The organism is Rhizobium sp. 42MFCr.1 (assembly GCF_000377185.1).
Taxonomy (GTDB): domain Bacteria; phylum Pseudomonadota; class Alphaproteobacteria; order Rhizobiales; family Rhizobiaceae; genus Rhizobium; species Rhizobium altiplani.
This window is the reverse complement of sequence record NZ_KB897829.1, coordinates 16707-30458: the sequence shown is the minus strand read 5'-3', so window position 1 is coordinate 30458 and position 13752 is coordinate 16707. Positions and strand designations below refer to the sequence as shown.

General features: G+C 62.0%; 12 protein-coding genes and 2 pseudogenes. 11 read left to right on the top strand and 3 right to left on the bottom strand.

The genetic code is table 11. The annotated features are described in order from the left end of the window. The first annotated feature begins 49 nt into the window (after positions 1–49). Positions 50–921: pseudogene (locus tag C934_RS31960) on the top strand (dihydrodipicolinate synthase family protein). A gap of 121 nt (positions 922–1042) precedes the next feature. Here C934_RS31960 and C934_RS0113815 read toward each other — a convergent pair. Next, complete coding sequence (locus C934_RS0113815) at positions 1043–1525, bottom strand: BON domain-containing protein (protein ID WP_018857266.1); 483 nt, start codon at positions 1523–1525, stop codon at positions 1043–1045. Between the two features lie 217 nt (positions 1526–1742). Between C934_RS0113815 and C934_RS0113810 the strand changes: the two genes are divergently transcribed. From C934_RS0113810 to C934_RS35145, 10 genes and pseudogenes are all read left to right on the top strand, one after another. Further along, positions 1743–2513, top strand: a complete 771-nt coding sequence (locus tag C934_RS0113810) for an SDR family NAD(P)-dependent oxidoreductase (RefSeq protein WP_018117156.1) — start codon at positions 1743–1745, stop codon at positions 2511–2513. Between the two features lie 360 nt (positions 2514–2873). Beyond that, a complete protein-coding gene (gene hisD / locus C934_RS0113805; protein ID WP_018857264.1) occupies positions 2874–4208 on the top strand; it encodes a histidinol dehydrogenase in 1335 nt (444 codons plus the stop codon). Between the two features lie 68 nt (positions 4209–4276). Further along, positions 4277–5293 (top strand): ABC transporter substrate-binding protein, encoded by a 1017-nt coding sequence (locus tag C934_RS0113800; RefSeq protein ID WP_018857263.1) that lies wholly within the window; start codon positions 4277–4279, stop codon positions 5291–5293. 25 nt (positions 5294–5318) lie between these two features. Continuing rightward, a complete protein-coding gene (locus tag C934_RS0113795; RefSeq protein ID WP_018117153.1) occupies positions 5319–6179 on the top strand; it encodes an ABC transporter permease in 861 nt (286 codons plus the stop codon). Between the two features lies 1 nt (position 6180). Next, entirely contained in the window at positions 6181–6963 is a 783-nt protein-coding gene (locus C934_RS0113790; RefSeq protein ID WP_018857262.1) for an ABC transporter ATP-binding protein, read from the top strand. 402 nt (positions 6964–7365) lie between these two features. Further along, entirely contained in the window at positions 7366–8712 is a 1347-nt protein-coding gene (locus C934_RS0113785; protein ID WP_018857261.1) for an LLM class flavin-dependent oxidoreductase, read from the top strand. A 26-nt stretch (positions 8713–8738) separates the two neighbouring features. Further along, complete coding sequence (locus tag C934_RS0113780) at positions 8739–9584, top strand: ABC transporter permease (protein WP_018857260.1); 846 nt, start codon at positions 8739–8741, stop codon at positions 9582–9584. Between the two features lie 80 nt (positions 9585–9664). Continuing rightward, a complete protein-coding gene (locus tag C934_RS0113775) occupies positions 9665–10639 on the top strand; it encodes an ABC transporter substrate-binding protein (protein WP_409564071.1) in 975 nt (324 codons plus the stop codon). A gap of 12 nt (positions 10640–10651) precedes the next feature. Next, a complete protein-coding gene (locus C934_RS0113770) occupies positions 10652–11422 on the top strand; it encodes an ABC transporter ATP-binding protein (RefSeq protein WP_018857258.1) in 771 nt (256 codons plus the stop codon). A 71-nt stretch (positions 11423–11493) separates the two neighbouring features. After that, positions 11494–11732: pseudogene (locus C934_RS35145) on the top strand (LysR family transcriptional regulator); the annotation flags it as partial. Positions 11733–11791: 59 nt separating this feature from the next. Here the strand turns inward: C934_RS35145 and C934_RS0113760 are convergent. Then, positions 11792–13108, bottom strand: a complete 1317-nt coding sequence (locus C934_RS0113760) for an epoxide hydrolase family protein (protein ID WP_018857256.1) — start codon at positions 13106–13108, stop codon at positions 11792–11794. A 24-nt stretch (positions 13109–13132) separates the two neighbouring features. Further along, on the bottom strand, positions 13133–13528 hold the full coding sequence (locus C934_RS0113755) for a cupin domain-containing protein (RefSeq protein ID WP_018857255.1): 396 nt from the start codon (positions 13526–13528) through the stop codon (positions 13133–13135). Positions 13529–13752 lie beyond the last annotated feature (224 nt).

Below are 13752 nucleotides of genomic sequence, written 5' to 3'. Positions count from 1 at the left end.
GAGACGACATTCGATCGCCGGCAATTGGGCGAGCCTTCTCCTGCCGCTCATGGGGAACGACGCGATCGATTTCGCGGCACTCGGCGAAGAGATCGACATCCTGATCGAAGCGGGGGTCGATGGCATCTATTCGAACGGTACGGCTGGCGAGTTCCACAATCAGACCGACGCCGAGTTCGAGAGGATCCAGATCACCCTCGCGGAGCGTTGCACGAGTGCCGGCATGCCCTTCGTGATCGGCGCTTGCCAGCCCGATCCGCACATCGCTCTGTCGCGTGTTGCACGCGCATCCGCTCTGAAGCCGCTGGCGATCCAGGTCATTCTGCCGGACTGGTGGCCGGTCACGGATGTTGAGGCAATCGATTTCCTGAAACGCGCGGCGAATGAGGCAGAGGCAATCCCCTGATCCTCTACAATCCCCCACATGCCAAGCGGGCACTGTCGCCGCGCGATCTGGCTGCCATCTGCCGCCCGTTGCCTGCCGTCGTCGGCATCAAGCTCGCCGATGGCGATGCCGCTTGGTATGCCGCTGCCCGCGAATACCTTGACGAGTTCGCACTTTTCATTCCCGGCCATCACCTCGCGACCGGCATGAAACACGGCGTTGCCGCCGGCGCCTTTTCCAACGTGGCCTGTCTCAGCCCGCGCGGCGCCCAGTGGTGGACCGATTTGATGGCAGAAGACATCGACGCGGCGCTGGCCATCGAGAAGCGGATTTGCGCGTTCATGGACAGCCACATCGTTCCATTCCGCCAAACTTACGGCTATTCGAATGCCGCGCTCGACAAACTGCTCTGCGCAATCGGCGGCTGGGGCCCCGTCGGAACGGAGCTGCGCTGGCCATACCGCTCCATCGAGAAAGCCGAGGCAGACCGGCTCCGAGCGATCGCCCGAGCGGAGTTGCCCGAACTCTTCCGTTGAGCATGCGAAGATCCAACTTCAAGGACCGGACGGATTTCGCGGACCCTACGCACTGTGGCGCCAATGTATCTGACGGAAGAGCGCAAGCGCTCGACCGTCTGGATCTCGCCGTGCCATTTCGTCAATCGTCAGTCGGAATATGCGAGTCAGCCGCTATTGTCTCGATGTTGTTCCGGACATGCCGCACGCCATCGACAGCGAGTACCGCGAGTTCAACCTTGCGTGCCATTCCTATCGTTTCGACTTGTCCCTCAAGGGTCACGGTATGGCCGTCCGCGTGAACGTCAATACTGTCGATATCAAGGTCAGGGATGTTCTCGAGGTTCTCAGTCACCTTCGCTTCCAGTTCACCGCTGTCGTCGCGATCGATCATACCTGGGCGCAGCGAATCCTTGAGAGGATTCTCATTGCCATCCTCGTCCACACCGTCCACCCGGAAGCCACTATTGTCGTCTCGGCCGGAGTCATCTGAACCATAGGCGCGATTTGCCGAAGCGGCTCCTTTTGGCCCCTTATCGGCATAAGGCCAGCCTTCATCGATATTGCGCTCTTCGAGATCGCGATAGTCTTCTTCACGCGACAGTTCCTTGTCCTTCCCGGGCATGATGATCTCCATCGGTTGCGCTGTCTTGAAGAAACTCATCGGTCCCGAGATTGTTCAGGACCGGGTCCGGCGCTCAATGCCGGCGGGACACAATGGCACGCTGATCGCATCGCACTAGATATGGCGGCGAAAAGGTGATTGCATGGCGCCGTTTTCACAGGCTGCTTCGGCGCGTTGAGCCGGACGACGCAGAGCGCCGTTTGCGAAGGGAGCAGCAATGTCCGTATCATCTTTCAGCCTTGAGGGCCGTATCGCCGTCGTGACCGGTGCCAGCCGTGGGCTCGGCCAGGCGATCGCGCTGGCGCTTTCCGATGCAGGCGCGGATCTGTGTGTGACGGCGCGCGAGGAAGCTGCCCTTGCTGAGACCAGAGCGCGCATCGAGGCGCGCGGCAGGCGCTGTTATATTGCGGCCCAGGACGTGACCGACCTCGCGTCGATCGAAACGACCCTGTCAGCCTTTGAGGATTCGGCCGGCCATATCGACATTCTGGTCAACAACGCCGGCGTCGAGCAGGTGTCCCCGTCGCTGGATGTCCATGGCGAGCTCTGGGACCGGATCATCGACACCAACCTCAAGGGCTCCTTCTTCTGGGCACAAGCGACGGCCCGGCAGATGGCGCGGCAAGTCTCGGGCGGCAGCATCGTCAATCTCTGCTCACTAACTTCCTTCGTCGGCATTCCGACCGCGGTGCCCTACGGGGCATCGAAATCCGGACTGCTCGGGATGACGCGGGCGCTGGCCACGGAGTGGGCGGGAATGAACATCCGCGTCAACGCGATCGCGCCCGGTTATTTCCGTACCGCGATGACGGAGGACTTCTATCGTGACGAGGCCTGGCAGGCGCGCATGCTGGATCGGATCCCGCAACGCCGCTTCGGCGAAGCCGCCGACATCGGCGGCGCCGTGATTTTCCTCGCCAGCGACGCGTCCGCCTACATCACCGGCCACTGCCTTCCAGTCGACGGCGGTTTCCTTGCGTCAATCTGAGAGATCTTCCGCAGAACTCAGCCCTACGGCCGACCCTATCTGAACCGGTACGCGGCTTGCTCGGCTAATGAGTAGCGGGCGCCGCCGCCCAGGATCGGACTACCTTCCTGGCAATGCCGGCAGCAGCCTTTTGCATAAGTGTTTTCGCATGTTAGTGCCGTGGAGGCCAAACCGGTGCGAAGGGCAAGGCGGCTGCGGCGACGATCATGGAACACCTCGCAGCTGTGCGAAAAAGGCGTTGAAGGCGCCGATGGCGAGAGGTACGTACATAACGGCTACGGTGAAGCGCAGAGACCGCATGAGCGCAAAACCGTGCGAGGACTATCCGCGCCGTTTCCGGCGCAAACGAGGGCACCTGCAATGAGCGACGTTTCCTTTTACGACTATGCCAAGCTGAGTGCGGAGGCGAAAGCCAATCTCCTGCGCCGATCTGAGACCGATATTTCTGGTTTCATCGAAAAGGTGCGGCCGATCCTTGAGGCGGTGCGCGCTGAAGGCGACCGCGCGGTGGCGCGCTTCGGGCGGGAGCTCGACAAGGCCGACATCTCCGAGGATCGCATCAAGGTCAGCGAAGCCGAGTTCGACGCCGCCTTCAAGCTCGTCGATGACGCTGTCATCGACTCTATCAAGTTCAGCATCCAGAACATCCGCTCCTTCCACGAGGAGCAGAAGCCGCCGGCCATGTCGCTGAAGGAAATCCGGAACGGGGCCTTTGCCGGTGACCGGTTTACGCCGATCCGGTCCGTGGCACTCTACGTGCCGCGCGGCAAGGGCTCGTTTCCGTCAGTGACGATGATGACTTCGGTGCCGGCCGTGGTCGCAGGTGTTCCCGAGCTTGCCATCGTCACGCCACCGGCACCTGATGGCACGGTGGACGCGGCAACGCTGGTGGCCGCCCGCCTTGCCGGCGTCGAAACGGTCTACAAGGTCGGCGGCGCACAGGCGGTTGCGGCCGTCGCTTACGGCACGGAGACGATCAAGCCGGCGCTCAAGATCGTCGGTCCCGGCAGCCCTTGGGTGGTCGCGGCCAAGCGCAGCCTTGCCGGCGTCATCGACACCGGCCTGCCCGCCGGCCCCTCGGAAGCCATGATCTTCGCCGACGATACCGTGCATGGCGGCCTTGCGGCACTCGATCTCTTGATCGAGGCCGAGCATGGGCCGGACTCCTCCGCCTATCTCGTCACCCACAGTCGCCGCGTCGCGGAAGAGGCGCTCGCGGCCCTGCCGCAGCATTGGGCGCGGATGACCGAACAGCGCGTCGCCTTTTCCCGGACGGTCCTCTCGGGCACCTGCGGCGGCATCGTGCTGACTTCGTCGCTCGAAGAGAGCTACGAAGTCGTGAACGCCTTCGCGCCCGAGCACCTGGAAATCCTGTCGCGCGACGCCTTCGCCCATCTCGGCCATATCACCGAGGCCGCCGAAATACTGCTCGGCCTCCACACGCCTGTCAGCATTGCCAACTTCTGCCTGGGGCCGAACGCCGTGTTGCCCACGAGCCGCTGGGCGCGCACCTTCGGGCCGCTCTCGGTCACCGATTTCGTCAAGCGCAGTTCGATCGGCTACGTCACGGCGCCGGCATATCCTGAGTTTGCCCAACATGCCCACCGGCTCGCCGTCTACGAGGGCTTCTCCTCGCATGCCCACGCGGTCTCGCCGGTCCGCGACGCCTATCTGCGAAGGGATGGCGAACGCTGAAGATAGATAGCAGTGGCGTTGCCGATTATGCCTAAATCAACAACTCAAAGGACAAAGAGAGGGTAACCATGACAGACCAATCCATCAGACACCAATTCTCTCGCCTCGCCTTCGCCGTCGGCCTCGTCGGGCTGCTGACGCAGGCGCTGCCTGCCGGTGCGGCCGACATTCCAGCCAAGCCGGAGGCGGGCAGCTTCAAGCTCGGCATCGAGCCCTGGCTCGGCTACGGCCAGTGGCACGTGGCAGCCGCCAAGGATCTCTTCAAGAAGCAGAACCTCGAAGACGTCCAGATCGTCAATTTCACCGAGGACAAGGACATCAACGCAGCGCTGGCGAGCGGCCAGCTTGATGCGGCCAACATCGCCACCCACACCGCCATGGCGATGGTCGCCGCAGGCCTGCCTGTCAAGATCGTCTCGCTCCTCGATTTCAGCCTCTCGGCCGACGCGATCCTCGCCGGCGGTGACATCAAGAGCGTGGAAGACCTGAAGGGCAAGAACATCGCCTTCGAAGAAGGAACGACGAGCGACATCCTCCTCAACTACGCGCTGGCCAGCCACGGCCTCACCATCGATGACATCACCCGCGTGCCGATGCCGGCCGCCGATGCGGGCTCGGCGCTGATTGCCGGCCGCGTCCCCGTTGCCGTCACCTACGAGCCCTATATCTCCGCCGCCCGCGCCCAGGACAAGAACATCAAGATGCTCTTCGAGGCCGGCAAGGATCCGGGCCTCGTCTCGGACGTCTTCGTGGTGCGCGAGGAAGTGCTGAAGTCGAAGCCAGGCCAAGTGCTGGCGATGCTGAAGGCCTGGGACGCCGCGCTCGCCGACTACAAGGCCAACACGGCGGAAGACCGGACGATCATCGCCAAGGCAGTCGGCGCCTCGCCGGAAGATCTCGCGACCGCCTTCGACGGCGTGCAGTATTACTCGACCGCTGAAGCAGCAAAGGCCTTTGCCGGCGACTTCACCAGCAGGACCTTCGGCGACGTGCTCAAGGCGGCCAAGCAGGCTGGCATTCTGACCGCCGACGTATCGGCCGAGAAGATCATTGATCCCTCCTTCGTCGACGCTGCCAACAAGTAGCGGCGCTTCAAGAAACGGATAAGCCATGTCTGCTCCCGAAGCCTCCTCCACATCCAAGGGCGGCTCCCGAGCGCAACCGCGCGCGGGCGTCGGCCGACCGCCGAGCGCCTTCCGCATCGGCGATCCGCTCGGCGCGCACGCGTTCGTGGCGATTGCAGTCTGCGTCTTTGTGCTGCTCTTTGCGTTGTGGTGGGCGGCGACGGGGACGGGCTGGGTCAAGCCGATCTTCCTGCCGCACCCTGGCGCTGTTCTTTCCAAGATGGTGGAACTGGCGCTGGACGGTACGCTCTTAAGCGACGCCGGCGTCAGCCTTTACCGTATGGCGGTCGGCTTCGCGCTCGCCTCGGCGATGGCGATTCCGATCGGCATCATGATCGGCTGCTTCAAGACCTGGGAAGCGGCGATCGAACCCTTCGTCGATTTCGTGCGCTACATGCCGGTCGTAGCCTTCGTGCCGCTGACCATCCTGTGGGCCGGCACCGGCGATATTCAGAAATTCGTGATCATCTGGATCGGCACCTTCTTCCAGCAGGTGCTGATGGTGATGGACTGCGTCAAGCGCGTGCCGCCCGATTTCGTCGGGCTCGGGCGCACGCTCGGCCTCTCGGAAACGCGCATTCTGACACGCATCGTGCTGCCCTCGTCGCTGCCCGGCATCTGGGATACGCTGCGCATCAGCCTCGGCTGGGCTTGGACCTGGCTGGTGCTCGCGGAACTGGTCGCCGCCACGTCGGGGCTGGGATACCGCATCGTCGTCTCGCAACGCTATTTCCAGACGCAGACGATCATCGGCTACATCCTTCTGCTTGGCGTGCTCGGCCTGATCACCGACCAGAGCATGAAGGCGCTGGAGCGCGTCCTCTTCCGTTATGCGTCGAGGCATTGAGATGAGCGAGCCGAAACTGAAGCTACAGTCCCTCAACAAGTGGTACGGTTCGAAGAAGAACCGCATGCACGCACTGAGCGACATCGACCTGGAACTGGCCGATAACGAATTCGTCTCACTGGTTGGCGCGTCCGGCTGCGGCAAGAGCACGCTCCTGTCGATCGTCGCGGGCCTGCAGGGCTTCGACGACGGCGTGCTCCTGACGGACGGGGTGCCGATCGTCGGACCGGGCCTCGACCGCGGGGTCGTCTTCCAATCCTATACGCTTCTGCCCTGGCTGACGGCGCAGCAGAACGTGGAATTCGCGCTGAGCGCCGCGGGGCTCACGGGTGCGGAGTGCCGCGACGTCGCGCGCCACCATATCGAGTTGGTGAAACTCGGTCGCTTCGCCGACAGCTTTCCCTCCGAACTCTCCGGCGGCATGAAGCAGCGCGTGGCGATCGCTAGGGCCTTGTCTTATCGGCCCAAGATGCTGCTGATGGACGAGCCGTTCGGCGCACTCGATGCCCTCACCCGCCACCAGATGCAGGAGCTTCTGACCCAGATCTGGGAAGAGCACCGCCTGACCGTGCTCTTCGTCACCCACGACGTCGAGGAGGCCGTCTACCTTTCGGACCGGATCGTCGCCATGAGCATCAATCCCGGCCGCATCAACGCGACCTTCCACGTCGGCCTCGCCCGGCCACGGCATCAGGACATGATCGCCACGCCGGACTTCATCGCCCTGCAGAAGGACGTGCTCGCCGCCATCCGCGCCGGATCACAACAGGACGACGGCCACTGATCTCGTTCGCGGTGCTTTGTCGAGCATCGGACGGGGGACGAACCAGCAGGGTCAGGGCCCGCCGTCCTTACCCGCGCGGCTCCAATCGCCGATGAACCCTCTTTGGCGCGGCGTATCGGTTCCAGACCTCTCGGCGTCTTCGCCTAATCGGCGACCGATCAATGTCGGCGACGTGTCAGCGCAATGCGAGACAACTGCCTCCTTCCAACTTCTCGTCTGACGGCAGGAGCGCGTGGTAGTGGAAAACCATTGCAGGGAGCCTTCCGAGGAAAAATCTTTCACCCTATGACCGCACACACGAAAAAATAAAATCTATGTAATATATATACTATGTGCCAGTCTTTCCCGACTTGCCCGCCTGCCCGTCCGGCAGCAGCGTGAAGCAGCAACGGGAGATTGAAAATGACGCGACAGATCAAGCTTGGTGCATTCCTTCCCGGTGGCGGGCAGCACATTGCGTCCTGGCGTCATCCGGATCAGCCGCTCGACGGGGCGACGAGCCTGAAGTTTCACATCGAGCTTGCGCAGGCGGCCGAACGTGGTCTTTTCGATGCCTATTTCCTGGCGGACGGGCTGGCGGTGGCTTTCGGCGGCGGCATCGAAGGCGGCAATGCAAAGGTAGCCGGGTTCGAGCCCGTCACGCTGTTTTCAGCCCTGGCGCCCTTCACCGAAAATCTCGGTTTCATAGCGACGGCGTCAACCACTTACGAGGAACCCTATTCGGTCGCCCGCAAATTCGCTTCGCTCGACCTGATCTCCGGCGGGCGCGCCGGATGGAACGTGGTGACCACCGCAACCGAAGCCGCGGCACGGAATTTCAACCTCGACAAGCAAATCCCTCATGCCGCACGCTACCGCCGGGCCGAAGAGCATCTCGCGGTGGTGAAGAAGCTTTGGGAAAGTTTCGAGGATGACGCCTTTATCCGCGACCGCGAAAGCGGTGTCTATTTCGATGTTGACAAGGTGCATCGCACCAATCATCGCGGCGAGCACTTTTCCGTCGAGGGGCCGCTCAATGTTCCGCGTTCGCAACAGGGACATCCGGTGATCGTGCAGGCCGGACAATCCGATGACGGGCGCGGACTTGCGGCGGCGACCGCCGAAGTCATCTTCACGGCACATCAGAAGCTCGAAAGCGCGCGGGAATTCTACCGGGATGTCAAGAACCGTGCCCGCGCCTTCGGCCGCGATCCGTCCCATGTCCTGATCATGCCTGGTGTCTCGCCTTTCGTCGGCCGGACAGAGGCCGAGGCGCGTGAAAAATACGAGCGACTGACGAGCCTGATTGTGGAGGAGGACGGACTGGCGCTGATCAACGCGCTGACCGGTGGCGAACTCGACCTTGCCGGCTGCGATCTCGATGGTCCGCTGCCGCTGGCGCCGCCGACAGAGGGGATGAAGAGCCGGCAGGAGCTGATCCGCCGCATCGCGGACGACAACGATTTTTCTATTCGCCAGCTCTATCAATGGATCGCGTCCGCGCGCGGCCATTTCACGATCGTCGGCTCGGCCGAACAAGTCGCCGATACGCTGCAGGAATGGTTCGAGAACGAGGCTGCGGACGGCTTCAATATCCTGCCGCCCTGGCTGCCTACCGGCCTCAACGATTTCGTGGATCTCGTCATTCCCGAACTGCAGCGCCGCGGGCTGTTCCGGACTGCTTATGAAGGCAAGACGCTGCGCGAAAATCTCGGGCTGCCATTTCCCCACACGAGGTGGAGTGCCGCCTACACCGAAGCCGCCGAATAAGCGAAACCGCAAAAGGAGCACTGGCCATGGCCCTGGATACGGAACAGCAGATCGCCCTGCAGAGCTATAACATCACCTCTTTCTGGCGGCAGAAGCCGGTGCGGGAGGCCCTGGCATTCTTGCGCAATTTCCTGTCGCGCTATGGTCTGCTGATTGTCTTTGCGCTCTTTTGGGAGATCGCACCGTCGCTCGGCTGGACCAATCCGGCTGTGTTGCCGCCGCTGGGCGCGATTTTGCGGGCCCTCTGGAACGGCGTTACCGTCGGCACCTTCTCCGGCGACATTCTCATCAGCCTGCAGCGCGCGGGCACAGCCTTTGGCGCGGCAGTCGGCGTCGGCATTCCGCTCGGCCTGTTCATGGGGCATATCCGGATCATCGAGCGCAGCCTCGATCCCATCCTGCAACTGTTCCGCCAGACCTCGGCGCTCGCGCTTTATCCGGTCTTCATCCTGCTGCTCGGTCTCGGCGAAACCTCGAAGATCTTCGTGATCTTCTGGGCGACGCTCTTCCCGATCCTGCTCGCCACCATCGGCGGCGTGAAGCAGGTGGATCCGAAGTTGATCGAGATGGCACGCGTCTATGGCACCAAGCCGCTCACCGTCTTCCGCCGTGTGGTTTTGCCGGCGGCCCTGCCGCAAATCTTCGTGGGCCTTCGACTCAGCGCCACGACCGCACTTCTGCTGCTCATCGCCGCCGAAATGATCGGCGCCAATTCCGGCATCGGCTTTCAGGTGATGAACGCCCAATACAACTTCCAGATTCCATTGATGTTCGCCGCCATCCTTTTGCTCGCCCTCCTCGGTCTGTCGGCGAATTTCATTCTGGAGACCCTGCAGGCCCGGCTCTGCCGCTGGTCCAAGGTCAAGAACTGATCATCCGCATATCTCAGCCCTTCCACTCCAAACTTTCCACGGAGACTAACATGCAGATTTCCCGTCGCTCCTTCGGCCGCATGGCCGCCGCCGCTAGCCTTCTCCTCGCGGGCACGGCTGGCACCGTCTTCGCAGCCGAGCCCGAGCAGGTCACCATTCGCTATCTCGCAAGCCAAGGCGGCCTTTCCGGTCACGAGCTTGCCGAAGCACTCGGCTATTTCAAGGATACGGGCATCACCTTCAAGAATGTCGGCTATGCCCAGGGCGGGCCTGCCTCGCTCTTCGCGCTGGCTTCCGGCGACGTCGAACTCGGCAGCGCGGCGACGGCCGCCGTCCTGAACTCGATTGCTGGCGGCAATGATTTCGTCGCCGCCTATGCGTCGAACGGCATCAACAAGACCACCGAGAGCATTTTCTACACGCTTGAAGGCAACCCGATCAAATCCATCAAGGATCTCGCCGGCAAGACGATCGCTGTCAACACGCTTGGCGCCCACCTCGACTATACCGTACGCGAGGCGCTCCACTCCGTCGGCCTGCCGGAAAACGCCGCCAAGCTCGTGGTCGTGCCCGGCCCGCAGCTGGAACAGGTCCTGCGCTCAAAGCAGGTCGACATTTCGGCTTTCGGCTATTGGCAGAAGACTTTTGAAGGCGCCGCCCTGAAGAACGGCCCCCTTCAGAAGGTTTTCGGTGACACGGATGTTCTCGGCGAAATCGCCGGCGGCTTTGTCGTGCTGCGCCGCGACTGGATCAAGCAGCATCCGGCCGCCGCCAAGACCTTCGTCGAGAAGTCGCAGGCCGCGCTCGAATATGCCCGCCTCCATCCCGAGGAAACGAAAGCTGTCATCGCCAAGGTTCTTGCCTCGCGCAACGAGAACCCTGATATCGCGCAGTATTTCACCGGTTACGGCGTGCGCGAGGGCGGCAAGGCCGTTCCACGCGACTTGCAATTCTGGATCGACATCCTCGCCCGCGGCGGCGTCCTGCAGCCGGGACAGCTGAAGGCCGAGGATATTCTTTACGATCCGGCGAACTTCGCCGTCGCCGCGAATTGAGGAAGCAGACAGATGGCACTCGCTGAACTTGCCACGCGTGGAGAGGTGACGATCCGGAACCTTTCCAAATCCTTCTCGATCAACGGGCGCCATCTCAATGTGCTCCAAGCGGTCAATAACCAGATTCGCGCCGGTGAGAGTCTGGCTATTGTCGGAGCCTCTGGCTCCGGCAAGACGACCCTGCTCAGGGTTCTCGCCGGCCTCGAAGAGGCCGACCGAGGCGAGGTATTGATCGACGGTCAGCCGGTCCATGGTGTGGGCACCGATCGTGCCGTGATCTTTCAGGAGCCACGGCTTCTCCCTTGGCTGAGCGTGCTCGACAACGTCGCCTTTCCGCTGGAAAACCGCGGATTGCGAAAAGCAGAGGCTCGGGATCGCGCCCGACACTACGTGGAACTCGTCGGTCTCGGCGATTTCACCGAGGCGCTGCCGGCCCAGCTCTCGGGAGGCATGGCGCAGCGTGTCGGCATCGCAAGGGCGCTAGCGGTGAAACCGGAAATTCTGCTTCTCGACGAGCCCTTCGGCGCGCTTGATGCCATGACCAAGATCACGATGCAGGAAGAGCTGGCGCGCATCTGGCGGGAGGAAAAGGTCACCATGATCCTGGTAACCCACGATCTCGAGGAGGCCGTCTACCTTGCCGACCGGGTCCTCATTCTCGCCAAGGAGAAAGGCGGCCGCACACGCGAGATCGACATCGACCTGCCACGCCCACGTAACCGGAGCGAGGCGCGTTTCGTCAAGTTCCGCGAGCAACTCTTGAACGAGTTCGGGCTGCACTGACCGCGGGCCTGGAACACAAACAGAAGAACGTTTATCCAGCAGATCAGCGACCGTGCGGCGAACGCCGTCCGCCCACGATCGAGGCCGAGGGTCGGGAGGCTGTTCGCGAGATCGTTGCGGCCGGCGGCTGTGTTGGTTTGTTTCCCGGGCCGAGTTTGGACGGGGCCGATGCTTTGTTCCTTTGGAAATCGTGGGGGCCGACGACATGCTTATGGACGAGGCCCTGATCTGTCTCAAGGAGCGAACCGGAGCCAAGCCAGTCAACGCCTTCTTCAAGATCGCGCGGTCGGAGGACCTCGTCAAACATTGATGAAGGCGGGTGCCGGCCGTTCTATTCCGCGACGGCGTCCCTCAACGATCGACAACACCTTATCGCAAACTCCGAAATGCCGCCCTGATCTCTTCGCTGAACAGTTTCGGTTCCTCCCAGGCGGCGAAGTGGCCTCCCTTCGAGGCGCGGTTATAGTAGACCAACTTGGGATAGGCGCGGGAGAGCCATTCCTTCGGGGGCTTGTAGACCTCGCCGGGGAAAACAGTCACGCCGACGGGCACCTGAATCGCCGTAAGCTTCGCGCCTGAGACCGTGTTCTCCCAGTAGATGCGTCCGCTCGAAGGCCCGGTGTTCGTCAGCCAGTAGAGGGTGATGTTGTCGAGGATCATGTCCTTTGTCAGAGCCTTTTCAGGTTCACCGCGCGTGAAGACCCAGTCTGCGATCTTGTCATAGAGCCAGGCAGCTAGGCCGACTGGAGAGTCCGCAATACCGTAACCGACAGTTTCCGGACGCGTATTCATGATGGCGGCGTACCCGAAGCCATTATTCAGAAAATCCCTGGCATCGTCGAAGATCTTCTTCTCGTCGGGAGAAAGAGTCGCGGGGGCCGGGGCGCCGTTCTTGAGCGCCTGGGCAGCGTCCGGCGGAAAGGTGGTGCCCCGCTCGATCCGGTTGACGTGAATGCCGAGTAGGCCTTCCGGTGCCCGCCGGCCAAGGGCATCGGAAATGATCGCGCCCCAGTCACCGCCTTGGGAGACGTAGCTTTTGTAACCTAGACGCTTCATGAGCACGTCCCAAGCGCTCGCGATGCGCTGGGGGTTCCATCCGGTCGTGTTCGGCTTCTCCGAAAAACCGAAGCCCGGGATGGACGGCAGCACGAGGTGGAAGGCGTCTTCGGCCTTGCCTCCGTGCGTCGTTGGATCGGTTAGCGGGCCAATCACATTGAGGAGTTCGAACACTGAGCCCGGCCAACCATGCGTCATGATCAACGGCAGCGCGTTCTCGTGCGGGGAACGCACGTGAATGAAATGAATATCAAGCCCGTCGATGTTCGTCAGGAACTGCGGAAAGGCATTCAGCCTCCTCTCGGCGTTGCGCCAGTCGTAGCCGGTCTGCCAGTATTCGACGAGACCGCGCAGCTTTTCCGGCTGGACGCCTTGGGATCGATCTGTGACGGTCTCACCGTCAGGCCAGCGCGTGGCGGCGAGCCGCCGCCGCAGGTCAATCAATTCCGCTTCAGGAACCTCGGCCTTGAAAGGGCGAATTTCGCCGTTCCAGCCCGGTTTCGCCATTCTGGTTTCTGCCGCTTTCGCAAGCGACGGCAACACCGCGGTCGACAGGGCGATAGCCGTTCCCCCGAACAACAGCGTCCGACGAGAAAGGTCGATGGCTTCTACCTTGGCACTTGCTGTCATGACGTATCCTCCTCCTTTGTCGGACTATTTCACGGTCTCAAGGAGCTTCGCATTCTTGGTGACGATGTATGTCGCCAATTCCGAAGCCTTGCCTTCGCCGACGTTGCGCGCGGAATGGACAACGCCATCGGGGATGAACAGGGTCTCGCCAGCTTTGAGCGTCAGGGCTTCCCTGCCCTCTAGCTTGTATTCGAGTGTCCCTTCGAGAACGTAGGCAACTTCCTCGCCAGGATGTCTATGATTCACTGCGAAAGCGCCGGGATTGAAGTCGACGCGCACCTGGACGACTTCCTTGCCGGCGACGCTGATGTCCTCCTTCACCAGATCGGTCCGCTGAATTTCGGGCTGCTGGGCCTGCGCGGGCTGGTAGATGACGGCGGCAGCGACAAGAGCCGCGGAGACGATAAACCGTGCGTTCATGGATTGCTCCTTCGTTGGCACTAGCAGGCGCAACCAATGCCCCATGCTTCCGAGCCAAAATCGGACCGTTCGGTATCCCGGATATTTCTGATGCCGGTCGCAAATGTATCGGAACCAAGCCAACCGAGGGTCTGGATACAATGCAATACAAAATCGTCCGCCGCAGATTCTGCGTGGCTTGACGATATGTTGCATATGCATCATTATGCCTTACAGGGAATGAG

Bases quoted from the DNA above. Each gene is read 5' to 3' on its own strand.
- hisD (WP_018857264.1), top strand. From the start codon at position 2,874: ATGAGCGACGTTTCCTTTTACGACTATGCCAAGCTGAGTGCGGAGGCG.
- C934_RS0113755 (WP_018857255.1), bottom strand. From the start codon at position 13,528: ATGAACGCACGGTTTATCGTCTCCGCGGCTCTTGTCGCTGCCGCCGTC.
- C934_RS0113790 (WP_018857262.1), top strand. From the start codon at position 6,181: ATGAGCGAGCCGAAACTGAAGCTACAGTCCCTCAACAAGTGGTACGGT.
- C934_RS0113775 (WP_409564071.1), top strand. From the start codon at position 9,665: ATGGCCGCCGCCGCTAGCCTTCTCCTCGCGGGCACGGCTGGCACCGTC.
- C934_RS0113795 (WP_018117153.1), top strand. From the start codon at position 5,319: ATGTCTGCTCCCGAAGCCTCCTCCACATCCAAGGGCGGCTCCCGAGCG.
- C934_RS0113810 (WP_018117156.1), top strand. From the start codon at position 1,743: ATGTCCGTATCATCTTTCAGCCTTGAGGGCCGTATCGCCGTCGTGACC.
- C934_RS0113760 (WP_018857256.1), bottom strand. From the start codon at position 13,108: ATGACAGCAAGTGCCAAGGTAGAAGCCATCGACCTTTCTCGTCGGACG.
- C934_RS0113770 (WP_018857258.1), top strand. From the start codon at position 10,652: ATGGCACTCGCTGAACTTGCCACGCGTGGAGAGGTGACGATCCGGAAC.
- C934_RS0113815 (WP_018857266.1), bottom strand. From the start codon at position 1,525: ATGCCCGGGAAGGACAAGGAACTGTCGCGTGAAGAAGACTATCGCGAT.
- C934_RS0113800 (WP_018857263.1), top strand. From the start codon at position 4,277: ATGACAGACCAATCCATCAGACACCAATTCTCTCGCCTCGCCTTCGCC.
- C934_RS0113785 (WP_018857261.1), top strand. From the start codon at position 7,366: ATGACGCGACAGATCAAGCTTGGTGCATTCCTTCCCGGTGGCGGGCAG.
- C934_RS0113780 (WP_018857260.1), top strand. From the start codon at position 8,739: ATGGCCCTGGATACGGAACAGCAGATCGCCCTGCAGAGCTATAACATC.